This window comes from Ruminococcus flavefaciens AE3010 (assembly GCF_000526795.1).
Classification (GTDB): domain Bacteria; phylum Bacillota; class Clostridia; order Oscillospirales; family Ruminococcaceae; genus Ruminococcus; species Ruminococcus flavefaciens_D.
The window spans coordinates 168,028-192,672 of sequence record NZ_JAGT01000001.1 but is presented as its reverse complement, the minus strand read 5'-3'; the positions used below and the strand labels follow the sequence as shown (position 1 = coordinate 192,672).

Annotated in this window: 20 protein-coding genes; 12 read left to right on the top strand and 8 right to left on the bottom strand. The window is 41.2% G+C overall.

Annotation, left to right across the window (positions count from 1 at the left end; all coding sequences use genetic code 11):
- The first annotated feature begins 357 nt into the window (after positions 1 to 357).
- The 6 genes from N774_RS0100915 (at position 358) to N774_RS19050 (ending at position 6,652) form a co-directional block, all read left to right on the top strand.
- Positions 358 to 1,104, top strand: coding sequence for a DeoR/GlpR family DNA-binding transcription regulator (locus tag N774_RS0100915; RefSeq protein WP_024859427.1), 747 nt, complete (start codon positions 358 to 360; stop codon positions 1,102 to 1,104).
- The gene (gene pfkB, locus N774_RS0100910) at positions 1,105 to 2,004 is read left to right on the top strand and encodes a 1-phosphofructokinase (RefSeq protein ID WP_009986993.1); all 900 of its coding nucleotides are present in this window, start codon (positions 1,105 to 1,107) and stop codon (positions 2,002 to 2,004) included.
- Positions 2,005 to 2,031: 27 nt separating this feature from the next.
- Positions 2,032 to 3,951: a PTS fructose transporter subunit IIABC gene (locus tag N774_RS0100905; RefSeq protein WP_024859426.1), complete on the top strand. Its 1,920-nt coding sequence runs from the start codon at positions 2,032 to 2,034 to the stop codon at positions 3,949 to 3,951.
- Positions 3,952 to 3,982: 31 nt separating this feature from the next.
- The gene (locus N774_RS0100900; RefSeq protein ID WP_019679450.1) at positions 3,983 to 4,249 is read left to right on the top strand and encodes an HPr family phosphocarrier protein; all 267 of its coding nucleotides are present in this window, start codon (positions 3,983 to 3,985) and stop codon (positions 4,247 to 4,249) included.
- A gap of 61 nt (positions 4,250 to 4,310) precedes the next feature.
- A complete protein-coding gene (gene ptsP / locus N774_RS0100895) occupies positions 4,311 to 5,942 on the top strand; it encodes a phosphoenolpyruvate--protein phosphotransferase (RefSeq protein WP_024859425.1) in 1,632 nt (543 codons plus the stop codon).
- A 539-nt stretch (positions 5,943 to 6,481) separates the two neighbouring features.
- Positions 6,482 to 6,652, top strand: coding sequence for a hypothetical protein (locus N774_RS19050; RefSeq protein ID WP_196231511.1), 171 nt, complete (start codon positions 6,482 to 6,484; stop codon positions 6,650 to 6,652).
- A gap of 45 nt (positions 6,653 to 6,697) precedes the next feature.
- Here N774_RS19050 and N774_RS0100885 read toward each other — a convergent pair whose 3' ends face one another.
- The 3 genes from N774_RS0100885 to N774_RS0100875 form a co-directional block, all read right to left on the bottom strand.
- Positions 6,698 to 7,465, bottom strand: coding sequence for a hypothetical protein (locus tag N774_RS0100885; RefSeq protein WP_024859424.1), 768 nt, complete (start codon positions 7,463 to 7,465; stop codon positions 6,698 to 6,700).
- Positions 7,466 to 7,646: 181 nt separating this feature from the next.
- Positions 7,647 to 8,090 (bottom strand): Hsp20/alpha crystallin family protein, encoded by a 444-nt coding sequence (locus N774_RS0100880; RefSeq protein WP_024859423.1) that lies wholly within the window; start codon positions 8,088 to 8,090, stop codon positions 7,647 to 7,649.
- Between the two features lie 565 nt (positions 8,091 to 8,655).
- Positions 8,656 to 9,381, bottom strand: coding sequence for a macro domain-containing protein (locus N774_RS0100875; protein WP_024859422.1), 726 nt, complete (start codon positions 9,379 to 9,381; stop codon positions 8,656 to 8,658).
- 319 nt (positions 9,382 to 9,700) lie between these two features.
- Between N774_RS0100875 and N774_RS17875 the strand changes: the two genes are divergently transcribed.
- The gene (locus N774_RS17875) at positions 9,701 to 10,828 is read left to right on the top strand and encodes an SH3 domain-containing protein (protein WP_024859421.1); all 1,128 of its coding nucleotides are present in this window, start codon (positions 9,701 to 9,703) and stop codon (positions 10,826 to 10,828) included.
- 42 nt (positions 10,829 to 10,870) lie between these two features.
- Here the strand turns inward: N774_RS17875 and N774_RS0100865 are convergent, their stop codons facing one another.
- Entirely contained in the window at positions 10,871 to 11,362 is a 492-nt protein-coding gene (locus N774_RS0100865; protein WP_024859420.1) for a hypothetical protein, read from the bottom strand.
- Positions 11,363 to 11,845: 483 nt separating this feature from the next.
- Here N774_RS0100865 and N774_RS0100860 point away from each other — a divergent pair, with 483 nt between their 5' ends.
- Positions 11,846 to 13,135, top strand: coding sequence for an RCC1 domain-containing protein (locus N774_RS0100860; RefSeq protein WP_024859419.1), 1,290 nt, complete (start codon positions 11,846 to 11,848; stop codon positions 13,133 to 13,135).
- Between the two features lie 608 nt (positions 13,136 to 13,743).
- Here the strand turns inward: N774_RS0100860 and N774_RS16535 are convergent.
- Positions 13,744 to 14,172, bottom strand: coding sequence for a hypothetical protein (locus N774_RS16535; protein WP_051463359.1), 429 nt, complete (start codon positions 14,170 to 14,172; stop codon positions 13,744 to 13,746).
- A gap of 425 nt (positions 14,173 to 14,597) precedes the next feature.
- Here N774_RS16535 and N774_RS17870 point away from each other — a divergent pair, with 425 nt between their 5' ends.
- The 3 genes from N774_RS17870 to N774_RS0100840 are packed head-to-tail and all read left to right on the top strand — an operon-like array spanning position 14,598 to position 18,724.
- The gene (locus tag N774_RS17870; RefSeq protein WP_024859418.1) at positions 14,598 to 16,835 is read left to right on the top strand and encodes a putative bifunctional diguanylate cyclase/phosphodiesterase; all 2,238 of its coding nucleotides are present in this window, start codon (positions 14,598 to 14,600) and stop codon (positions 16,833 to 16,835) included.
- A gap of 36 nt (positions 16,836 to 16,871) precedes the next feature.
- Positions 16,872 to 18,269 carry a bifunctional diguanylate cyclase/phosphodiesterase gene (locus N774_RS0100845; RefSeq protein ID WP_024859417.1) on the top strand — a complete coding sequence of 466 codons (1,398 nt, stop codon included), beginning with the start codon at positions 16,872 to 16,874 and terminating at the stop codon, positions 18,267 to 18,269.
- Between the two features lie 26 nt (positions 18,270 to 18,295).
- A complete protein-coding gene (locus N774_RS0100840; protein WP_024859416.1) occupies positions 18,296 to 18,724 on the top strand; it encodes a hypothetical protein in 429 nt (142 codons plus the stop codon).
- 295 nt (positions 18,725 to 19,019) lie between these two features.
- Here the strand turns inward: N774_RS0100840 and N774_RS0100835 are convergent, their stop codons facing one another.
- The 3 genes from N774_RS0100835 to N774_RS0100825 form a co-directional block, all read right to left on the bottom strand.
- A complete protein-coding gene (locus tag N774_RS0100835; protein ID WP_024859415.1) occupies positions 19,020 to 20,060 on the bottom strand; it encodes a site-specific integrase in 1,041 nt (346 codons plus the stop codon).
- Between the two features lie 85 nt (positions 20,061 to 20,145).
- A complete protein-coding gene (locus tag N774_RS0100830) occupies positions 20,146 to 20,373 on the bottom strand; it encodes a hypothetical protein (protein WP_024859414.1) in 228 nt (75 codons plus the stop codon).
- Positions 20,374 to 20,460: 87 nt separating this feature from the next.
- On the bottom strand, positions 20,461 to 23,442 hold the full coding sequence (locus N774_RS0100825; RefSeq protein WP_024859413.1) for a TraM recognition domain-containing protein: 2,982 nt from the start codon (positions 23,440 to 23,442) through the stop codon (positions 20,461 to 20,463).
- A gap of 187 nt (positions 23,443 to 23,629) precedes the next feature.
- On the opposite strand from N774_RS0100825, the gene N774_RS0100820 reads away from it, so the two are divergent.
- On the top strand, positions 23,630 to 24,385 hold the full coding sequence (locus N774_RS0100820) for a hypothetical protein (RefSeq protein WP_024859412.1): 756 nt from the start codon (positions 23,630 to 23,632) through the stop codon (positions 24,383 to 24,385).
- Positions 24,386 to 24,645: the final 260 nt, after the last annotated feature.

The window sequence follows — 24,645 nt, the reverse complement described above, 5'->3', positions numbered from 1 at the left end:
TAGGCGGAAACAAGGCTTTATAAAAATTCGAATCCCTCTCTGTCCGCCAGAATGGTAAAAGAAAAAGGTTGAATCGCATATGATAATGCGGTTCAACCTTTTTCTTTTTATACAGTCAATTACCGTCATCAATTCGTCTGAGAAAACATCATCCATAGTCAATATAGACAAATCGTGCAGTCATTTGTTGTTTATCTACACAGATATTTACTGCCGATGAATGTTTTTGATTGAATTCTCTTGACTATTTTGACACTTGATGATATAATTCAATCAACATCAATCATATTCATTCACATTCACTCATAAATGTTCGTTTGATAATGATACTATTAAATATTCAGGACGGGGATAATTTTGCTTACAGAAGAAAGACATCAGATGATACTTAATGCACTCGACGGCAAAAATGCCGTTACGCTCAGTGAGCTTTGCTCATTACTCGGCGCTTCTGCATCTACCGTGAGGAGAGATCTTAATCACCTTGCAGAACGCGGACTGCTTATCAAGATACACGGCGGTGCTATGCCCTGCATTGACAAATTCAGCTTCGGAGAACAGAATATTGAAGAAAAATCTCATCTTTATAATGATGAAAAGACTGCTATAGCTAAGTATGCAGCTTCACTGATAGAAGACGGTGATTTCGTATTCATTGACGCCGGAACAACAACTGAAAAAATGATAGACTATATCTCTGCAAAAAACGTCACATTTGTTACCAATGCCTTTGTTCACGCAAAAAAGCTTGCACAAAGAGACTTCAAAGTTTTCCTCCCAGCCGGTGAGATAAAGCTTACAACAGAAGCGATCGTCGGCGCAGAGTGTGTCAGCAGTCTTCAGGCTTACAACTTCACAAAAAGCTTCATCGGAGCAAACGGAATCTCACTTTCTGCCGGAGTTTCCACTCCCGACAGAAATGAGGCGAGCATAAAGGCTGAGGTGATCAGACACAGCAGGAACGCATATATCCTTTCGGATCATTCCAAATTCGATCAGATTACCTCAGTAACTTTCACGGATCTTGATAAGGTCATAATAATCACTGATAAACTCAGTGATAAAAAATATCTGACAGCTGCAAATATCAAGGAGGTGATGTAGTTGGTATACACTGTAACATTCAACCCTGCCATCGACTATGTTGTACACACAGCTGAAATGAGGCTTGGCGAAGTTAATCGTTCATCATCGGAGGAAATGTACTTCGGCGGCAAAGGAATAAATGTGTCAATAGTTCTGAATGAGCTTGGTACACCGTCCATTGCTCTGGGCTTCACCGCAGGCTTCACAGGCGAGGCTATCGAAAACGGTATCAAGGCAATGGGCATAAAATCAGATTTCGTAAGACTGAAAACCGGCAACTCCCGGATCAATGTCAAGATCAAAGCCGGCGAAGAAACCGAACTCAACGGTCAGGGGCCGCACATAGACGACGAGGCGCTGGAAGCACTTTTCGTAAAGCTGGACAAGCTGTCAGACGGTGATACGCTCGTGCTTGCAGGCAGTATCCCTTCCAGTCTTCCATCGGACATCTATGAGAGGATCATGCAGAGACTTTCGGACAGAAAGATCAGGACAGTTGTTGACGCCACAAATGACCTTCTGCTCAACGTTCTGAAGTACAAGCCCTTCCTCATCAAGCCAAATAATCATGAGCTTGGTGAGATGTTCGGAGTAACCCTCTCGGAAGATGAAGAAATAGAGCGCTATGCCCGAAAACTGAAAGACATGGGAGCTATAAATGTTCTGATCTCAATGGCTGGTGACGGAGCTATGCTTATTGACGAGAACGGTAAATGCCACCGCTGCGGCGTCTGCAAGGGAAAAGTCAGAAACTCGGTCGGTGCAGGAGATTCCATGGTAGCAGGTTTTCTGACCGGAGCTCAGAACGGCGACTATGAATACGCATTAAAGCTCGGTACCGCCGCAGGAGGAGCCACAGCTTTCTCAGACGGACTGGCAGTAAAAACCAAGATCGAAGAGCTGCTCGCTCAGCTCTGATATTACAACAGTAAGGAGGAATAGCTCATGAGAATTGTAGATCTGCTCAGCAAAAATAGCATCAAGCTAAACGCTTCCCCAAAGTCAAAATCCGAAGCTATCGATATGCTTATAGACCTTCAGGTAAAAGGCGGAAATATCGCCGATAAGGAAGCTTATAAAAAAGGCATCATCGCAAGAGAGGAAAAAGGTTCGACCGCTGTTGGCGAAGGAATTGCAATACCACACGCCAAAAGCGAAGCTGTAAAGGCTCCATCACTGGCGGCAATGACAGTTCCGGATGGAGTTGATTACGAAGCCCTTGATGATGAGCCCTCAAATCTGCTGTTTATGATAGCAGCCCCCAATGACGGAGATGTTCATCTTGAAGTTCTGTCCAGACTTATGACTATACTCATGGACGAGGCTTTCAGAGACGACCTTCTGAAAGCCAAGGACGCTGATGAGTTCCTGAAGGTCATCGACGAAATGGAGAAGGAGAAATATCCCGACGAACCTGCTGCTGAAGAAAGATCCGAAAACGGATATAAAGTTCTTGCGGTAACCGCCTGCCCGACGGGTATTGCCCACACCTATATGGCTGCCGAGGCTCTTGAAAAAGCAGGCAAAAAGCTGGGTATCTCTATTAAAGTTGAGACAAACGGTTCCGGCGGCGCAAAGAACCTCCTCACTGAGGAAGAGATCGACGCCTGCGACGGTATAATCGTAGCTGCCGACAAGACTGTCTCTATGGCGCGTTTCAACGGCAAAAAAGTCATAAAGACCAAGGTATCAGACGGTATAAAGATACCCGAGGAGCTTATAAACCGCATCGAAGCAGGAGACGCTCCCGTATATCATCATGAGGGCGAAGCCGACAGCAGCTCATCGAACACATCTGACAGCGAAGGCTTCGGAAGAAAGCTTTACAAACACCTCATGAACGGCGTTTCAAATATGCTGCCCTTCACAGTTGCGGGAGGCATTTTTATCGCGATAGCCTTCCTGATAGACTCCTTCGGAGGCGCTCCTCAGGACGGTGATTTCGGTTCCCACCTTGCAGCTGCGGCATGGTTCAAGACTATCGGAAACTACGCTTTCCAGTTCATGATACCTGTGCTTGCAGGATATATCGGACTCAGCATCGCTGACCGCCCCGGCTTCCTTGTCGGTATGGCAGGAGGTGCAATGGCAGCCGCAGGTGCAACCTTTGCATCTCCGGGAGGAGACGTTCCCTCAGGCTTCCTCGGTGCGCTGCTGGCGGGCTTTATCGGCGGATACCTCACACTTTGCCTGGAAAAGGCGTGCAATAAGCTGCCCAAGGCTCTCAACGGTATCAAGCCCGTACTCATTTATCCTCTCGGAGGACTCGCCATTGTCGGCATCATGATGTGTGCAGTCAACCCTGTAATGAGCATTCTCAACGACGGTCTCTCCAACTTTCTCAACAGCATGGGCGACTCGAGCAAGGTCCTCCTTGGCTGCATACTCGGAGGTATGATGGCTATAGACATGGGCGGTCCCTTCAACAAGGCAGCCTATGTATTCGGCGTTGCTGCTATCTCTCAGGGCAACTTCAATATCATGGCAGCAGTAATGTTAGGAGGTATGGTCCCCCCTATCGCTATAGCACTGGCTACCACATTCTTCAAAAACAGATTTACCGAGGAGGAACGCAAGAACGGTCCCGTCAACTACATTATGGGACTCAGCTTCATAACAGAAGGCGCTATCCCCTACGCCGCAGCTGACCCTGCAAGAGTGATCCCCTCCTGTATCGTAGGTGCGGCAACAGCAGGCGGCATATCAATGGCATTCGGCTGTACGCTCAGAGCTCCTCACGGCGGTATATTCGTATTCCCTGTGGTAGGACACCCTCTCCAGTATGTTATAGCACTTGCCATCGGCTCAGTAGTTGGAATGTTAATGCTGGCTCTGCTCAAAAAGAAGCATCCTCAGAACGCATAAAACAAATCATTATTATAAGGAGTGAAAATTTATGGTATCAAAAAAGGTAACTATCGTAAACGCAGAAGGTATGCACATGAGACCAGCAGGTATGATCGCAAAGGCTGTCAAGGCTCATTCAGACAGCGAGGTCATTCTCAAAGCCAATGATAAGGACATCAAGGCTAAAAATGTCATGCAGATCATGGCAGCCGGACTCAAAAAGGGCACCGAAGTGGAAATAGTCGTTAACGGCGGTAACGAGCAAGCAGTTCTTGATGAACTCGCTGCAATGTTCGAGAACGGTTTCGGCGAATAATTCCAAACGAAAATGGGACGGCATCACTGCTGTCCCATACCTTTAAAGGAGGTGCATCAATATGACCATTTTCAAAGGCAAGGGAGTTTACGGTGCTGTAGCTATCGGTAAGATCTCTGTTTTCAAACGAAGGGACACAACTGTAAAGCGAATACACGTCAGCGATACAGCTGCCGAGAAGAAAAGACTGGAAGCCGCAAAGGAAGCGGCAACAGCTCAGCTTCAGGAAATATATGACAAGGCACTCAAGGAGGTCGGTGAGCAGAATGCTCAGATCTTTGAGATACACATGATGATGATCGAAGATGACGATTACAACGAGTCCATCGAAAGTATTATCGACACTCAGTCTGTCAATGCAGAATATGCAGTCTCGGTGACCGCCGATAACTTTTCAGAAATGTTCGCGTCTATGGACGATGCCTATATGCAGGCGCGCTCCGCAGACGTAAAGGATATATCAAATCGCATTATCGCCTGCCTTTCAGACGACGGTTCTCAGGAGAACAGCAGCGACGAAAAAGTGATAATCTGTGCAGACGATCTGGCTCCCAGCGAAACCGTTCTGCTGGACAAGAACAAGGTCCTCGCTTTTGTTACATCTCACGGCTCTTCAAATTCTCACACAGCTATACTGGCAAGGAATATGAATATCCCTGCCGTTATTGGTGCAGGTGATGATTTTCTCTCAGCTGTGTCAGACGGTATGTTTGCCGCAGTTGACGGATATACCGGTGAGGTATTCCTCTCTCCTGACACCGAGGCTCTCAAAAAACTCGAAACGAAGCAGAAAGAGGACGAGGAAAAGAAGAGGCTTCTCCAGGAGTTAAAAGGCAAGGAAAACGTTACGCTCGACGGAACAAGGATCAATATTTTTGCCAATATCGGCGGAGTGGATCATATCGGAGCAGTTCTTGCCAACGACGCAGGAGGAATTGGTCTATTCCGAAGCGAATTTCTCTATCTTGAGAGCAGCGATTATCCGACCGAAGAGCAGCAGTTTGCTGCCTACAAAAAGGTGCTTGAAAGCATGGCTGGCAAAAAGGTCATTATACGTACTCTTGACATCGGCGCTGACAAGAAGGTGGATTATTTTGATCTCGCAAAGGAGGACAATCCTGCCCTCGGTTTCAGAGCTATAAGGATCTGTCTCACTCGTCCAGAGATATTCAGGACACAGCTCCGTGCCCTTTACAGGGCTTCCGCATTCGGCAAGCTTGGTATCATGTTCCCTATGATAACAAGTGTATCGGAGGTGGAACAGATCAAAAAAATATGCGCAGAGGTCAGAGAGGAGCTCCGCGCTGACGGAGTAGACTTCGATGAAAACGCAGAACTCGGTATAATGATCGAAACTCCCGCAGCAGCTGTCATAAGCGATAAACTTGCTCCTCTTGTTGACTTTTTCAGCGTAGGTACCAATGACCTGACACAATACACTCTCGCCTGTGACAGGCAAAACAGTGCCGTTGAACAGTTCGTTGATACACACCATGAAGCTATTCTCCGGCTCATAGAAATGTCTGCAAAAAATGCCCATGCAAATGGTGCGTGGATAGGTATATGCGGCGAACTTGCAGCTGACACAAGTCTTACCGAAACATTCCTGAGAATGGGTATAGACGAGCTTTCAGTTTCGCCTCCCTTTGTACTCAAGGTCAGAGACGCAGTAAGGCACACTGATCTCTCCTGATAATTAAACCAAACAAAAAAGCGCCTGTAACTGTGATATGAGTATCGCTGTTATAATATACCAATAGCCCAAGGGCTATTGAAATATTATAATGCCCCTTTGTATTAAGGCACTTTTTTATTGACAAGAGTTTAGACATCTGATATGATAAGAATATAGACATGTTTCCAAATACTCTGCACGTTGAGTGCGTGGTTCTGCTGACAAGAAACAATTGATAAAGCCGCGATTTTACGCGGTTTTACGGAATATACGTCATTCAAAAAGCACTCAAAACAGCCCAGTTTTCGTGTAAATGGGAACATATCAGGCAAATTGGAAAAGTGCCATGAGATACACGATATTTCCGCATTTTTACGCACTCGGTTGGTTGGTGTGTAATTCTGCGATTGTCCTTTTTTCAGTGTGTGAAAATGCGGACAGGTTTCAAAACAACGTAATATCGAAGAAAACGAAGTCGCAGATTTTCATTGCGAGTTGTAATATCGTTGAGTGTGTGAATATGCAGACAGAAAATACGCTTTAACGGCAATGTGGATATGGATATCTGCTACAAGGATTTCCCGACCATTATCAAGGGTAAGGGGCTGAATGGATTCAGTAAGACTGAACCGACTCCCACACTTGCCCACGATGTGCAGGAATCCAATGTTACCGTGACTGTACAGATCGGCAAAGACAGCTATAAGGGAACGTTGAAAAAGTTATAAAAAACAGGGCAGGTTTTCCAGCCCCTGTACATATTGTAATGCTATTTATAAAGATGATAGACTTTGAATTTTCTCCATTTCATATCTTGGGATACAAACCAGGTAATCATCGCTGCTTGTGTGAAGAACCGTATATTTATATGGAATCAAATAATGATCCGGGATAAAACTCCCCACAAAAGGTATCAGCGAGATCAGTCTTCCTTTCTTTTTTACACCCTCTTTCGCATAAGCAGATGGCTTGCTGTTCTGGATCCAATGCCGGATCCTAGCATTGTTCTCGGAATCTACCCACGGTTCAATCAACGAATAAGGAATTTTTGCAGTTCCGGTCACATCCACAAAATAGAATGCTTCAGCGTCTGCGTAGACAAGGTGCAGGCTGTTATCAAAAAGCAGATTCTTCTTTTGCGAAAAGTCATCCGAAACTTTCTGTGGAAATAGCATTTCAATTTCAACTGCATCATCAGGCACATCCATATCACTGCCTGCCAGCATCGCCATTTCCTCAGATTTCCTTTTCAGTGATGGTCTGCTCACCCATATAGCACCAAACACCAATATCAGCGGATACCCGAAAATAGTCAGCAGTCCAAACATCAGCACAAGATTTGAGTTCATTCCGGCAATATCCCCGCCGATCCATATCACTGCCATGATGATGACAAAGAGAAGCGCTGCTCTTTTGATGTTTTTCTCGAAACTGTCGATCTTGTCGTTGTACTGATATATGGACTCTAAAAGCGCCTTATTTGGAGCTTTTACAATGATATTTTCGGTGTTCTCACGATCCTTAAACAAGTTTTTCAACATCTATCTTATCCCTTTCCATTCATATATTACTTTGATTGTCTCCTGCTTATATTATACATCCCATTCCTGAAAAAGTCAATGTGTTACGCCCACATAGCCATCAGGCACAAAAACTCCCCGGAACTGCTCAAAACGAACAGCTCCGGGGAGCATTATTTCAGAATCATATCTTAGCGAGGTATTATCCCTCAATTGCAATATACTTGTGATTCTCCAGCTTCTTAGGCTCTGCCTTCGGAACGCAGATGTTCAGAACACCGTCCTCAAACTTTGCCTTCACATCGGCTTCGGTAACAGTATCACCGATATAGAAGCTTCTCTGCATTGCACCGGCGTAACGCTCCTGACGGATCAGCTTGCCCTTCTCAGTCTTTTCGTCCTTGTCAAGACCCTTTGCGGCACTGACAGTCAGATAACCGTTCTGAAGCTCAAGATTAATCTGGTCTTTCTTGAAGCCCGGCAAATCGATAACGATCTCATAGTGGTCGTCATGCTCATGGACATCCGTCTTCATAACCTGCGCAGCGTGCTTGCCGTACAGCTTCTTCTCCACGTCTCTGCCGAAGTCAGGGAATCTGAAGAAATCATCGAATAAGTTTTCACCGAAAATGCTAGGATACAACATAGGTCAGTCCTCCTTTTTACTCGTCACATTGTTTCCATTGCTTCGAGCAAGGGGACGGAGGGTTCAGCACCCGGATCCTTTGGTGCTTCTCTGTTCCTTTGTTCTGATTATATTATAGCACTCCGAATTAGCACTGTCAAGGGGAGAGTGCTAATTTTCACACAGGTTTCATTTTTTTTGACAGAAATGTCACATTGATTTTAAGGGAGGTATGCTATGGAACAGCAGAAAATCATTGACGAAGTAAACTACCATAAGGCACAAAAGATCACAGAATGACCGTTATGATAAGAATCTGCATGGCTTGGTCAAGACTATGGGTTGACGGAATTTCACCTTTCGGTTATAATATAATCAGGCTCAAGTCATAAAAAAGTCGTGGCGGCAGATGTGCTGCAAATGGCGAAATATCGCATATGTTACGATTCGTGTCATGGGTGTGACCGTACGGTTCTTTACTTTTTTCAGTCCCCGTGTTACCATGAGATTAGCCGAAAGGAAATCATCTGAAAGGAACACGGAATTATGAAAAAGAATGAAAAGAACACACTTATCACAGGTACGATTATGCTGATACTGTTTGGAATGTTTCGCCTGTATTGTCAAGAATATCTTCAAGACTACTGTCATTATTCTCAACAATTATCGGTGCATATGCGGCTGATAATACTTCTTCATCTACTTCACACTCAGCCTGCTCCTGCAACCTTCTACGACGATACATATCGGTACGTTCCGTGTATTCGCCAGTATATATCTGATCAATACCGAATTCATCGATATATTGGTCGATTTCTCCCATCAACTGTTCAGATATCTGAAATGACTCCTTATCAAACACCACAAGTATTATGTTCATATCATGTGTAAGCAGGAACTTACCGATTACTGAAAGGACTATATCAAGAGCTTCATCCTTCGGGAAGCCATATACTCCAGTAGCAATAAGAGGAAAAGCAATACTTTCAGCCTTAACCTGCTCCGCTATAGACAGAGAGTTGGAATAACATGAACACAGAGTATCGTATTCACCGTGGTTCCCGTCGATCCATGCAGGTCCGACCGTGTGTATTATGTACTTCGCAGAAAGCTCAAAGGCAGGGGTAATAGCGGCTTGCCCCGGAGCGATACTGCCAATTTTCATGCGTTCAGCAAGCAGTAGTTCCTTACCAGCAGCCTGGTAGATAGCAGAGTCTGTTCCATCACCGATAACAGGTTCGGGATTTGCAGTGTTGACAATAACCTCAGCCTCTACCTTGGTGATATCGTTCCTGATTATCTTAAATGGCATATTATCGCTCCTTCCTGTTTTGTAATCGTTAATTGAATTATACCATATATCAGTAGCTGATTTCTATGCAAAAATGTAAATATTTTGTTTTGACAAACATACAAAAGAAGAGCCGCCATTAATGGCAGCTCATATCCCATACAAACAGCCGGTCTCCCCATACTGGGGAGACACTAAAAAAACATACCATTATTATAGTAAGTATCATATCTTATGGCATATAAGCAATTTTTGCCTTGACAGTAATTGTTCCTTAGTGTATTATTGTCATATAAGGCTGTATAATCCGCCTTAAATATTACAAAAAGGAATGATCTGAATGACAAACAAATCAAAAAGAACTATTTGTGCAGTACTTGCCGCTATTACTCTTTCAACCTGTGTGATGGCTCCATCATCAAATAATCAGGTAGCATCAAAAATTACTATTATAAATGAATTAAAGGCAAGTGCTGCATTCCAACCGTATAACGGCATAGTCGTTACTAAAAATGACAATCTAAATGTTAGAAGCGGTCCCGGTACTAACTATAAGATTCTTTATAGTGTTCCTAAAAATACCACAGTAGCTATTCTTGAAGAAAAGAATGGCTGGGGTAAAGTATCAACTGCGGGCGGTGGTCAATGGGTATCGCTAAATTATATACAGCGTATCTTTCAACCATATAATGGAAAAGTAACCGCAAATAGCGGACTTAATGTCAGAAGTGGACCAGGTACAAGTTATACGCTTCTCTATAGCATACCTAAAAACACTCCTGTAGCTATTCTTGAAGAAAAAAACGGATGGGGTAAGGTTTCTAATGCAGGTAATGGACAGTGGGTAGCTCTTAATTACATACAGCGTATCTCAGAGGCAGAAGCTATAGAACTTGCGAAAAAAGCCTCAACGCCAACCACTACAACTACAAAGAAGCCAACTTCGAAACCTACTACTACAACTACAAAGAAGCCAACTTCGAAACCTACTACTACAACTACCAAGAAGCCAACTTCGAAACCTACTACTACAACTACCAAGAAGCCAACTTCGAAACCTACTACAACTACCAAGAAACCAACTTCGAAACCTACTACTACAGCAGCTCCTACACCTTGTCCAACACCAACGCCAACACCAACTCCTACTAATACAACCACAAATAAGAAGAATTGGACAGCAGCATATAAGGTTATGAAGCCTATTTCATTTGGAATTGATTGGTCCTTATCTGGTCCTTTAATTACTGGAGAAGATAATGCTCATGATTTTAAGGTTGACTCAGGTGCGGGTTTCAAAATACCTTTCAATATTGAACTAGGAAGTGTATTAGAACTTGATAATGATGGGTACTGCGTTAATTATCATGGGAATACAATATATGATGGTAATGGATGTGTAGTATCTCCTATAGGTTTAAACTTTAGCAAATATGTAGGATATGAACTTGAATGTATTAACAGATAAAATACACTTAAGAATTCGCAGGGGCTACTGGCCCCTGCTTTTCTATTTAATGTATCTAAAGTCGTAGTCATGCCGTAGCTCTTTTAGTCTGCTTTTAGGCGTGGTAAAGCCGAAGCGTGAGTCATATTCTACAAGCATTAGGTAATCAATCACGGTTAATATACAAGAACTAATTCCTCCACCATCGCCGCACTTGATCAGGCACTTATCAATCACTGGCATCCCGTCCTCGCCATCATGGCAGAGATAGTAATCTACCGCATCAAAGCTTATCAAACGGGTGAGCATGAAGAATCTGTTAATATCAGTTGGACATTCAAGATTATCAACTATGCGAAGCCAATTCCTGTTTACACTCATAGCAGCTAGGATCACATATAATGTTGGAATATCACCCGATTCATGAACAAAGTTGATAGTTTTGTCCTTGGTATTGACAGCAATATTGCATATACTTTTATTATCGTCGAATCGGAAGTCGTCTCCATAGGTCTCGAACCTACTAACAATAACATCTCGCCTTTTCTTTTTCATAAAAGCTATTTACCTCCTAATCCATAAGTTAAAACACAGTTTGTTTCGTCAGTATGCCAAAATAATAATATATTTTTCCAAAAGTGAAATAATAGAAATATCTCCTCTTATCGAAGCACTGTCTTCCTGCATAGGTGGACGTATACACGGATAATCTATTGCTTTTTCAAGATTTCTGATGTATAATAAGTATAAATTTGAAAACAAAGTGGGCTTGCTAATGCTTGAGGATTTCATCATAAGAGATCATATTCTAGCGTCCTACAATGAAAGCGAGCAAATATTTCGACAGGTGTGCAGATCACGCGCACACATACAAGCAAGCAGATCATCATCAGTTCAACTATGATGGAGCCACCATATGAGGCAGAATTGCGAATTCCAGGCTCATATGCAGACACCATCTTCGGAAGCCAAACTGGATCAGAATGACAAATAACCAAACTCAGCTGAGCCGTAACACAAAAGGGAGAATATATATCAATGAAAAAGCTGTTTATCATAAACATAGTACTTTGCATTATCATTGCTGCTTTGACAAGCTGTTCAGATAGTAAAACCCCAAAAACTGAAGAATCACAAACCACATCTGCTCCTACAACAACTACAGCAGAGCAAACAAGTGAAAATACGACCGTACAGACGACTTCTGTTCCTGTTTCAACCAAAACTGAGACCGTATCTGCAGCAGCTTATGTAGCTGAGTTCGATTCTCATAATATTGACAGATTAAGTCTTGGCGGATGTCATACCGGATTTGTAAAAGAAGACGGCAGTCTTTATGTGTGGGGATGTGGTTTTGAACGTCAGCTTGGAAACGGAGAATATACCATAGCTGATAGTCCGATAAAAATAATGGATGATGTGGAAAAAATAAGCTTTGGGTTTGAGAACAGTGCTGCTATAACCAAAGACGGAAGCCTGTACATATGGGGAAAACACAACCCTATTCCTGACGGACCAAGCGGACTGTTTATGTGTCCTGATGTCCCTGAAAAGATCATGGATGATGTAAAATATGTAAGTCTTGGAACATACCATACAGCTGTAATTAAAAATGACAACTCTCTGTATATGTGGGGTGAAAACTCTAAGGGGGAGCTCGGCAATGGAAAAAGTGGATATTATGAATACTCTGATACGCCTGTAAAGATAATGGATGATGTCAGATGTGTAAGTCTTGGATTTCTTCATAGTGCAGCAATAACAAACGACGGAAGTCTTTATACATGGGGCTGCAACAGAAACGGGCAGCTTGGCAACGGAAAAAGTGGTGAATCTGAAATAGAAGCTGAACCTGTAAAGATCATGGACAATGTTCAATATGTCAGTGTTGGCGAAGAGCACAGTGCAGCTATCACAGAAGATGGAAGCCTTTATATGTGGGGACGTAATAATTTTGGACAGGTAGGAAACGGACACAGCGGAGAGAATGAAATACAAACCGAACCCGTAAAAATCATGGATAATGTTCAGTATGTCAGTCTCGGTATGCTGTTCAGTGCGGCAATAACCAAAGATGGCAACCTTTATATGTGGGGCGAAAATGGCAGCGGTCAGCTTGGAAACGGCGAGACCGGAAACGAAGCACTATCGAGTGTTCCAATAAAAATAATGGATAATGTTGAAGCCGTAAGTCTTGGAAACGGACATAGTGGAGCTTTAACAAAAAACGGTGAATTATATATGTGGGGTAACAACAGTCTTGGCGGTGTTGGAATAGAAAGTGATGACTATCGCATTCCGGTTCCTACAAAGATCTATATACCGTGATTTCCATGGAAAAGGACATAGAACTACTCGAGAGAATGCAAATGTGTTGATCATAATATTACATGATAAAGCAGTCAATCTACCTGTTTCAGTTTAAGCCAAATCTTTATTAACTTTAAGTATATAACAAATCAGAACAGCTATCCCGGCCTGTGTGCCGGGATAAGTACAGATATACTCTGAGCTGTTCTGAATAATAAAACAATCAAAAAATGATTATGACACAAGACGATTACCACTTAGGCCAAAAAACGCGTTTGAATATCTTTTTCTTCGCTTGATCTTGTTCTTCGTTGCTACCTATGTTTTCCTTGGGTCTGGGAAGCTCCAATTCACAAGGATTATGGCTCACTAATGAAGAACAAAAACACTGCGACCGAAAGGCTCTCACCGAGCAACTTTTAAAAAATGTAGATAATCCTAAATGCAAGGTCGTATATTTCCTTTCTGGAAAAGATGATCTGTACCAATGTGTTGAAGGACTTCTGCTCAGCAAACTTCATCTGAGATAAGAACCCGATAATTACTGAAATAGCCAACTGTGATATGATTTCACAGTTGGCTGTCATTTTACTTTATCTACTATTTAAGTATGGAGAGGTGGAAATTCAATTGTTTTTTATGATCTTACTGATAATATCAGCTGCTTTAATGATAGCTGTTTTTTCATTAGGATTCAGATAAACATCATTCAGCTTTAGCTTGGAATACTGCAAATACGTGCCTTCTGTCTCAGAGTCAAGAAGCTTTGTATAATAGCGTTCCCAGCTGAAATACTCTGAGCTTTCAAGGAAGTCCTCTGTATGTTTCAAGAGATCAGCAATTCTGTTTCCATCGATTAGTCCTGATTTTAGTATCAGCCATTCAAAAGACTCAGGTAGGTAGAGGATTACCTCTGGGTGTTTTTGCATATATAAGTATAATTCGCCCATTTCGGGACCGAAAGCAGCTCCGTCTGCAATAACAAGCAGCTTTTTTCCTTCATTTTCAGTAACGATACGTTTAATTTTTGTTTTACCGCCTGCACTTATGCGCACCCCAGATTATTTTTCAGCAGGCTTTCCGTACAGCTGAGAAGATCATCGCCGCCCGAGGTCGTCGATACGGCTGACAATGCCTGTTGCTTTCATAATAAAACCTCCAAAAATCGTAATGATTTTGTGAGGTTAGTATTTCCGTGTCGGGCTTGATTGTGCATTGCGGACAGACGTTTTTATACTGCGATATCTATTTGCATTAACATACAAACTATGCATTTATGCTTTGTGTGAAATGCTGATAATTCATAATATTTTGTGAACAATTGATGTTTTTTATTGAAAAATATGTGCAAAAGTGGTAAAATTTATTGTGGACATTGGATGCCTATGGACATAAGAAGCTATGAAGCGAAATAATCTGAGTGTGGATTTTTCAGCCGTTGGGATAATAATAGATTATCTGGTTGAAGAAAGGAGTTAATATGGATTTTCAGAAATTTATCGAAACCTTTTTTTCACCTGCTTGTGTAGTATCAGTCGAAAAAACAGCTGATAACGGCTACGGTAAGATCTGTATCGTTGCCTGTAATAAGAAATACCTTGATATGATAGATTACCGTATCAGCAGCGGAAACACGAGCCTTTCTTCTGATGACGCGCTCTCATTTGTCAACAATTCGCTGTATTTTAAATATTTTCCTATGAATCGAAATTTCGAGGACGTATGCTTTAAAAGTGCTGTACAAAAGAAAGAAATACATACCTATGTTCATCTGAACAGCGATGATATGTGGTTTGACATCTATGTCATGCCTTTGGATTGTGAAAATGGCAGCACCTGTTACTGCATCTACTCGGCTGTACCAAGTGACAATGCTGATAATATATTAGGTAACGTTCATAACAACCAGATTTCCAATGACGTTCTTAAGACATGCATAAAGCTTCATAAAGCTACAGGTCTGAAGGATGCGATGGAAGGAGTTATCTCAGAAATACGCAGGATATGTGATGCAGAAAGCTGTACTGTTCTTCTGCTTAAAAAAGAAGAAGAAAATTATTCTATTCTTGCAACGAATTTTAAGCCTGGCAGCCGTCTCAAACCTGTTACAGAATTTCCCAATTACTATGACATCGCGTCTTCATGGGAAAAAATGATCGGCGATGAAGGCGACTGTATCATTATACAGAACAAAAGTGATCTGGAATATGTAAGTAGAATAAACAATCCGTGGTATCTTACTCTTGTTGAAGCAGGCGTGGAAAGCGTCGTATTGTATCCGCTTCGTCAGGAAAATGAAGTACTTGGTTACATATGGGCAACCAATTTTAATACTGATATCACACTGCGTATCAAAGAAACCCTTGAGCTTACAACATTTTTTGTTTCTTCACATATCGCAAAATACAAGGTGCTCAGGCGTCTGAATCACATGAGCTATACCGACTCGCTTACAGGACTGCCTAACCGTTTTGCCAGTACCGAATATATAGCTGATCTGATAAATCATGAAGGCAGATTTGCCGTTGTTTATATTGATCTTAATCATTTCAAAAGAATAAATGATACACTGGGACTTGAAGCCGGAAATCAGGTTCTGATCGAGATTGCGGAGCGTTGGAAAGCAGTTTCCGATGATTACGGCTCAGTTACTTCAGACTATATAACACGTATAAACGGCGATGAATTCCTGCTTGTTATCTACGATTACAATTCTGATGAAGAACTCAGGGAAGCTATTGTTCGCTATGCCGACGCACTCAACGATCATCTGAGTATAGGAGGAGTTGAGCTTTATGTGACTGCAAGTTTTGGCTATGCTGAGTATCCTGCAGACGCAGGCACAGCAGATGAGCTGATATCATATTCAAGCGCAGCTATGAGCGAGATCAAAAAAGCAAACAGCAGTGACCACATCCTTAGGTTCACTTCGGATATTCTGAGTAACGAACGTATCCTTGAAGTTGAGAATAAAATAAGAGTGGCACTTGAAAACGATCTGATCTATTTCAATCTCCAACCTCAGTTTGATATGGCTCATAAGCTCCGTGGTTTTGAGGCTCTGGCGCGAATGAGGGACGCTGACGGCAATTTCATCAGTCCAGGAGAGTTTGTCCCTGTAGCTGAAAAGGTAGGTCTTGTGGACAAGGTGGACGAAGCTGTTTTCAGAAAAGCAGCCATGTTTCTTGGCGGGCTTATAAGAAAAACAGGTGCTGATATAGTATTGAGCGTTAATGTATCAGTTCTTCACCTTATGAAAAATGATTTCCTTGATGAGCTGAAAGATATACTGAAGGAGAGCGGAATGCCGTCTGACCGTGTTGAAATTGAGATCACTGAATCAATTATGATAGAATCGGCTGAAAAGGCTATACTCTGTATAGATAAGCTGCGTGAAATGGGTATCAGGATAGCAATAGACGATTTCGGTACAGGTTATTCTTCATTGAGTTATCTGAATAATTTCCCTGCAAATTTACTTAAGATAGACAAGTCCTTTATCGATAAGATGAATCTGAGCGAGTCGTCAAAGCAGTATGTTGCTGCTATTATCTCTATCGGTCACATAATGGGATTTGAGGTCATATCGGAAGGTGTTGAGAAAGACGACCAGCTTGAAACTCTGAGGGAGATAGGTTGTGATTATATACAGGGCTTTATCTGGGGCAGACCTCTGCCGCAGGAAGAGGCGGAAAAGCTTGTAACAGATATGATTTGAACAGGGCTTTAATTTAAATGAAAAGGAAGGTTTATTATGGATTTTGACAGGATAGTAGCAGATCATAAATGCAGAAGCTGTATTATATCGGTTGAAAAATATCAGGACGGCAGTTATGGTAATATCCGTGTTGTTGCGGCTAATAAAGCACATCGTGACGATTCGGAAAAGGTGTTCGGCCGTCCGTTTGTACCTGATTCGCCATATTCGGACTCTTTGCCACAAGATAAAAACTTTGAGGACTTCATGTATCGTTGTGCTTGTCTTGGTCAGCCGCTTCATACGTATGTTCACGTAGAGCGTATGGGGTTATGGGTCAATATGTTTCTTCTTCCTCTTGAATCAGATAAGGAAAACGTAGGATACTGCCTGTATTCATGCGATATTTCGCCATATGCCGATGCTGAGCAGCAGGCAAGTCTTTCAGCAGACACAGCAACATCTGCTCTTGAGATATGTATAAAGCTCCAGAATGCCAAAAAAGATGATGTTCATCAGGTATTTCAGGATATTATTGAAGAGATCCGTAAGATATGCGGTGCGGATCATTGCTGTATTTTCAATCATGATATGGAAAAAAGCAAATATATCAAATTCTGCGAAGCAACAGAGCATGAAAGTAATATAAGGTCTGATGAAATATATAGTAATGACAGCTTTTATGATATTGCAGAATCGTTTGAAGCTGCTATTCATGGCAGTTCATGCCTTATAATAAAAGATGAACGTGACTTGGAATGGCTTGAATCAGAGAACAAGGACTTTTATTTGCTGCTTACGGATAACGGAGTAAAAAGTGCCGTTCTTTTTCCGTTGAAGCATAACGATCAGATACTTGGTTATTTATGGGCTTTGAACTACAAGACCGAGGATACAGTAAGGATTAAGGAGACACTTGAATTGTCTACATTTTTCATTGCATCGGAAATTGCCAACTATCAGTTGATGAAGCAGCTTGAGATACTCAGTTCTATTGACCTGCTTACTGGATGCAAGAACCGTAATTCAATGAATAATTATGTCAATGATGTTATAACAGGAAAAGTTGAATTGATTGTACCATATGCTGTTATATTCGCTGATCTTAATGGATTGAAGCGGGTAAACGATGAGAAAGGTCACAGTTCAGGCGATAGACTGTTAAGGACAGCTTCAGCCATTCTTAGTCAGATATTTTATGACTGCGACGTTTACCGTGCAGGCGGAGACGAGTTTATGCTGATAGCACAGGGAATTGACGAAGCTGAGCTGAAAACAAGACTTGTACAGCTTGATGAGAAATCCGCCATAGACAGTGATGTTAATTTTGCTGTGGGCTATTACTTTGTAAGCAACGGAGAGGATATTCGTATGGCGATGAAGAATGCAGATGAAAAAATGTATATCAACAAAAAAGAGTTTTACAATATGCATCCTGAGCTGAAATACAGATAATATATGATTATGAAGAGCCGCATGATATGTGGAATCTTTATAACGACAGAATCAACTGGAGCATATACAGTTCGTACGCTTGGATTCCTCATCGTTACGCAATTGGCGATATTGTCGTATACGATAAGGAAATTCCATTATTTGATACAAATGGGGATAATCCATTATATTATTCATTTGCTGTCGTCGTTGAGAATAACAGTATCCCTTTAACAACCACAGGTCTGGATATAAACAATATGGCCGTGAGGTGTGCTATATTTGAAAAGAACGATTTTCATTCCTGCGGCGGTGTATTTATCCAAAGAGACTTCGCTATACTCCGTATCGAATCATGCAAAGAGTCAGAGACGGACGAATGCCCTAAAGCACTCATACGGTTTAGTCATCTTATAAAAAGAGGCATCAGTGTGGCTGAATTCTTGGAGGAGTATAGTAACGGCAAAATCAATTGAGCCAAATTTGTTAATGAATATTATTATAAAGAATCAGCTCCCTCATGGGAGCTGGCTTCTTTCAAAACATTATACCACCTATCGTCGTGTGAATTTCGTGTGAAAACGTGTGAAAAATAGCTGCTTTTTTTCACACGCGACTGCAAAAATGCATTTAAAACTGTTTTCTACAGGCAAGAGAAAAGCCTGTATTTCGGTGTTTCCTCGAATTACAGGCTTCTTTAAAAGAGCGAAAATGTAGATTCGAATATTTATAACGTAGCATTAGGGAATGTTTATAGCCATTTTCTTTTTATTACTTCTCATTCTCATAAAGCAGACTGTTGAAGTATTTGTCTATCTTTTCATCAACTTTCTTACGTTCTTCTGAGAATGTATGCTGATATACCGACTTTAACGTGGAATTTGTTGACCACCCTCCCCTTTCCATTGCGTACTTATCAGGGATATTGAGCATGAGCATAACGCTCGCTGATAAATGACGCAGATCATGGAAGGTCATATGATAGCCGTACTCAGCGAGAAGCTTATAGAACTTGCTACGGAGCGTCTGGTATTCCATCTGAACAATAAAATCATCATCTCTTTCATGAGGAACAGCATTTATGAGATCCTTTATGTAGCCTGGTATTGTCAGCCTTCTCGTCGACTTGTATGTCTTATTAACATCGCGAACAATGTTGCTGCCGTCAAAGTAAATATTACTACGGCATATAGTGAGTACATTGTCTTTTAGGTCACGGAACTGTAATCCTCGGACCTCACTCATACGTAACGACAACCACATTGCAAGCAGGCACGGCAGTTCAATATCTGTACCGCGAACCATATTCATTACCTGCTCCGCTGTGGGAAGCTCCTTCAGCTTCGGCTTTCTTGCAGGGTATGTAACACTCAGCACAGGTCTTATGTCGTAGAGCTTCAGCGCTGCACATATAAGATGAACGCCTTCTTTAATCGTTTTTGCGCCTACCTTTGCAGCGTCTTCGTTTATAGCCTGCTGTACTGTATAGCTGTTAACCTCACTTACATCGAGCCGCATTAAGCTCTGTAAACGGTTTCTGCGAAGAATACCGTATCCTCTCAGTGTAGACGGTGCAAGCACGTTTTGCTTTGCGCTGATATATCCATCAATTGCATCGGCTACCGTAAATCGAGCCTTGCGTTTCATACCGTTGACGATATACTCGGCAGCCATTCTCTCCGCTTCCCGCTTTGTCGATGCAGTGAAAGACTCACGAATTTTCTTACCATTTTCGTCATATCCGACAAATACTTGTGTGTGCCAGTTGCCTGACTTTAATTGCCAAGCCTCTGGAAACTTACGTTTTGGCATGTATGTTTCCTCCTGTCTATATATGTAGAAGAGGACGCATCTACGGCTTACGCAGTATATACGCCCTCTACTATTTCCCGTTTAATTATGCACTGATTAGTGCTTCAATATCCAGTCCTGAATGCTCAATAAAGAGCTGTACACGCTTCAACGTGAGCATCGACGGGTCGTGGTCGTAATTGTAAAGTGTCCTCGTCGTTAACTTCATCGTCTCAGCAAGCGCTTCATCTGAAAGTGAATTCAGATATTGATAACGACGGATATTGCTCCAGATCACCATATAAAATGTATACGGCTTAGTTTTGGCTTTCATAGTGTTCACCTCGCTTTCTTACTGCTTGACAGTGGAATGTTGTTGTAATATAATGAATTTAGGTTAGTGCGCCCTTAAGGGCGCCCACTAGCTTTTTCTGAATTTAAATCTGTTGATATTGAGACGCGGCTCATTACTTGTTGCCCTTCTCAGAACCTGATTGATATATGTCCAGCCGATGACAGTAGCCTGCTTGTTTTTGCCTGCTGTTTTATCATAAAGCAGACCGTAAACCAGACACTGCCCCTGCTCCAGACTTGCAAGAGTAGCTGTATCAACACCTGTGAGCTTAGAGATGTCCGCGAAATCAACGTATTCCGGACGAAAGAATATTAGCGTTCTGCAGTTTCCGAAAGTTTTACCAAGTTTGTCCTTAAGAGCTGAAAAATGCTGCGTTGCTATCAGCATACGGATACCATTTTTTGCACCCTTTCGTAGCAATTTGTCAATTGCGCTATCAGTGCTTATATCCAGATCTTGCGCTTCATCAAGAATTATTGTATTACGAGTCTCAGGGAAATGCTGCTTGTAGGCGTAATAGCTCGCAAGTAGCATATCTGTCACATATGAACCTTTAGCTACACTATCAAAGCCTGAGGAAATTACAACTATCTTCTTCTGGGAAGAGAAGAATTCTCTCCATGAAGTCTTTGGAGTTGGTAGTTCTTCAAAATCTTCAAGGACACCTTCAATTTTATCGCGTAAAGCCTTTTGATTCTCATCTTTTTCATCCAGATAAGCAAGTATATCATATATATTTATATCGTCATTTTTATCCTTTAACATTACACCTATGCGTTTGTATAACACTTTGCCCTGCTTATCACCAAGCCTTCTTGCCGCACAGGATAGAACGCTTTTTATGCGATCCTTTTTCTCGGTAAGATCATCACAATCGCTAACGTCGGCAAGGTTAACTGGCAATCCTTTTTTTGGGATGCTCCAGAAGGAAAAATACTTATCAATTATACTTTCCGGAAGACGCTTCCTTACCTCACGCTCTGACCATGATCCATCATTATCTACAATTAGAACTTGTTCATCATTTATAGCAGCGCCTACAGCCTGCTCGCCTTCATACGTGCTCTTGCCACTACGAGAATCTCCTGAAATCAACTGATGATAATTCAAATCCGGTTCCATATTCTGTCCATACAGGCAAGTACCTGCTCGGTTCATTACCAAAGGTCTGAGTTTGATATTCGCCGCTTCAACCTTCGTTAACTGATAACCGACATACTTTAACTCTCTGACCTTTTCTAAATTGGAAGGATATAGAATTATAATTGGTAGGCTAAAGACACTTATTGATATTTGAATATTAGGAGCTATATCTACATTTATATTCCGCTTGTACTCTTTCTGTCTATGATTTTTTTCCATACATTTTTCGAGTGCTTTAAGAATCTTGTATTTTTTCTTACAGGTTCGCATGCGCATCAAAATATAATCCCAGAGTTCAGGCTCAAAATTCAGCCACAAACCGTCGTAAACGATTGTTTTACTCTGTAATTTATAATACGGGAAACCTTTCTGAGTAGTTATTTTAAAGATACCAGTTGATATAAGCTCATTCAATACTGCAATAAAATCGTTAACGATAGCCGTAACGGAGTCGTCGCGATTATCACTAGCCGACTTCATCCATGTAAGAATGCTCTTGGTTTCTTCTGTTGATATCAGACCATAAGCAAACATTATTGAAATCGCTACTCGTATCATCTTTTTCGAGTTGATGTTTTCAGAATTCTGAACAGTCGGAGTTTCAAGCTCAGCTTTCTTTAGAGCATTTTTGATGAATGCCAGCATATTTGTAGGATCGTTTACGATAGCCTGTATCAATGCGGAATCGAACTCACCTGATAGTCTCTGAAGCTTATCCGGATCTCCGATATTTAATTTTTCGCAGAGATTAATATACATCGCCGGCGTATCTTCAGGGATTACGCATGGATTCTCACAGATAATCGAAGTCAAATGCCTCGTACTATCCTCAATACCATTCGTTCCTTGTAGATCATCAACCACAACCTGAAGCAGCTCTTCGTGTCTTTTGACATTCTCCACTCGAGCCTCATCGTTTAGAACAATCATACCATCATTTGCATAACGCAAAGCCTTTTTCAGTACGCTTTTATTTGACATTAAAGGCGTAATAACCTGTGAGCCATAATTTTGCGTTTTTAACAACGCAATTGCTATCCTGGCTACAGAAGAGCTCGCAGGTTCAACAACAAAAAGTTGGTCAGGCCTGATACCTTCTTTTCTAAGGAAATAGAGCAACAGACTGGCAATTCTAAGAGCAACAAGGAGCTTGTATTGCCATATCTTTGGTAATGACTTAGAATAATCCTTAGCGATCTCCACAAGAGCCCGCTGTGTCTTCAACAGCTGTCTTTCTTGCACATCTGCTGGATAGCAGAACTTATACTGAGGATTCACTATTTCGCATGAAGCAAAAATCAAGTGGCCATTATCATCTTCGCTCCACCCAGAATGCCTAGGAGTAAACATAAATTTTCGCTCTGTAATTTCCTGAACGGCAAGATAGAATGCAGCTTCAAGGTATTTTTCAGGACAATCCGGATTACGACGAATAAACGAAAGATATGGTAGAACATCTCGTTTCATATATTCTCTCATTGTCAAAGTGATTGTAAACACCTTACCATCATATTCAAGCTCGATGCAGATGCACTCATACTCACTGGGAGCTCTTGGATTTACGACAAGTGCTTGCAAAATACGAAATTTTGCAATATTGCCTTCGTATCCGTTTCTTTCTTTAAATTTCCACAGATAGCTGAGCTTATCCTGAAAAATCCGTCGAGGAGTTAATCCTCGCTTAGAGTAATTATCAAGATACGCCTTCGGCTCCAGCCAAGCGTTGCCCGAAAAGATCTTATCCATAACTCCTATCGGAGTACCGGCCTTTTTAGGCTTTACAGTTTCAAAACTGTATTGACTTATTGGCCAAGATACCTGATGTGAAAGCATAGCATCAGAGCTTTGAGTGTTTCCAGCGTCATCTGCATACTTTGCAAATGCTTCAAATGAAAATTTACTCATTTCCACCCTCCTTTTTAATAGTATTTTTTCAATATCTTCTTCAGATAATATTTATCAAGATTAATATGTTCTAAACAAATATTGAATTAAAAAAGCTATTGTGATATAATACTAGCATAGGTAACGTGACGGGACGAGATGATTAGTCATCATCATCCTCCTGCATCTTCATAAAAAGGAGTACAAAATGAAGTTTTCGGATTTTGCTCAGATAATTCATTCAATTGTTGGCGGAGGAAAATACAATTTTACGATAGAGCTTATAAAAGCTGGTCTGGATGCCGACGGCGAGGAATATGTAAAATCTCTCAGAAGTGATGAATCAGGAAAGAGCAGAATCAGAAAGCTTCTTTCCGGAAAAAATGATATTACAGAGATTGCCCCAGCTATCATAGACCGTTATCATCAGCATTTGTTTGTTGACTATATTATTGAGGGAATTGATGAGTCTTCATATCCTGAATTATGTAGGAAATTTGGGGAAAAACCTTATAATGTATCCATGGATATAGATGATGTTCCACAAAGGCTGGCTGAGATATATGAAGGAATACTAACAGAAGCCGCTAAAGGAAAAGGCACTATCATTAGCTCTGAAGAAGTAAATACATCAAAGGAAATTATTCCTATTCATCATATAAGCAAAATTGAAGAGATTTTAGAAAAAATCTGTTATTATAATGATAATCTGTTTTATGGTTATGAAGGTCAAGAAAGCATGCCCTCATTTCAAATTGAATACGGCAAATACAGATCATTGTTTAAACAATTAATCCGATTAAGCTTGCTATATCCATTTCTGAAAACGTTAGAATCTATTGAAACATATATGCTAACTGAAAAGGAATTTTATATTCTTAATGCTGATGGAATGCTTAAACGTTCAAAATTTGACAATTTAGTTAATGAAGTATTAGATGAGCTATCTTCGTTCCAAATGTAATAATACTTTAAAATTCTTTTGAAAATTTCTGCTGTTCTGACAATCCCATTTGTATAATACCGATACTCACCAATCATCATCAGTATTATTGAAATATCTCATTTTACATAGTAATTCTTGCTGAAAAAAAGCAGTTTTTTTTTTCTCATTTTACGTTTTTTAAAATAAAGCTATCTGAAAAAATGCATAAAATCACCCTTTTTCATCATTTTTGGACAAGGCTTTTTCTGAAAAACGTAAATTCAAAAATTTTTTCATTT

Coding starts and splice junctions, on each gene's coding strand:
- N774_RS17875 (WP_024859421.1), top strand. CDS start 9,701: ATGACAAACAAATCAAAAAGAACTATTTGTGCAGTACTTGCCGCTATT.
- N774_RS17870 (WP_024859418.1), top strand. CDS start 14,598: ATGGATTTTCAGAAATTTATCGAAACCTTTTTTTCACCTGCTTGTGTA.
- N774_RS0100840 (WP_024859416.1), top strand. CDS start 18,296: ATGTGGAATCTTTATAACGACAGAATCAACTGGAGCATATACAGTTCG.
- N774_RS0100860 (WP_024859419.1), top strand. CDS start 11,846: ATGAAAAAGCTGTTTATCATAAACATAGTACTTTGCATTATCATTGCT.
- N774_RS0100835 (WP_024859415.1), bottom strand. CDS start 20,060: ATGCCAAAACGTAAGTTTCCAGAGGCTTGGCAATTAAAGTCAGGCAAC.
- N774_RS0100905 (WP_024859426.1), top strand. CDS start 2,032: ATGAGAATTGTAGATCTGCTCAGCAAAAATAGCATCAAGCTAAACGCT.
- N774_RS0100875 (WP_024859422.1), bottom strand. CDS start 9,381: ATGCCATTTAAGATAATCAGGAACGATATCACCAAGGTAGAGGCTGAG.
- N774_RS0100845 (WP_024859417.1), top strand. CDS start 16,872: ATGGATTTTGACAGGATAGTAGCAGATCATAAATGCAGAAGCTGTATT.
- N774_RS0100820 (WP_024859412.1), top strand. CDS start 23,630: ATGAAGTTTTCGGATTTTGCTCAGATAATTCATTCAATTGTTGGCGGA.
- N774_RS0100830 (WP_024859414.1), bottom strand. CDS start 20,373: ATGAAAGCCAAAACTAAGCCGTATACATTTTATATGGTGATCTGGAGC.
- N774_RS19050 (WP_196231511.1), top strand. CDS start 6,482: ATGGATATCTGCTACAAGGATTTCCCGACCATTATCAAGGGTAAGGGG.
- N774_RS0100865 (WP_024859420.1), bottom strand. CDS start 11,362: ATGAAAAAGAAAAGGCGAGATGTTATTGTTAGTAGGTTCGAGACCTAT.
- N774_RS0100825 (WP_024859413.1), bottom strand. CDS start 23,442: ATGAGTAAATTTTCATTTGAAGCATTTGCAAAGTATGCAGATGACGCT.
- N774_RS0100885 (WP_024859424.1), bottom strand. CDS start 7,465: ATGTTGAAAAACTTGTTTAAGGATCGTGAGAACACCGAAAATATCATT.
- N774_RS0100880 (WP_024859423.1), bottom strand. CDS start 8,090: ATGTTGTATCCTAGCATTTTCGGTGAAAACTTATTCGATGATTTCTTC.
- ptsP (WP_024859425.1), top strand. CDS start 4,311: ATGACCATTTTCAAAGGCAAGGGAGTTTACGGTGCTGTAGCTATCGGT.
- N774_RS0100900 (WP_019679450.1), top strand. CDS start 3,983: ATGGTATCAAAAAAGGTAACTATCGTAAACGCAGAAGGTATGCACATG.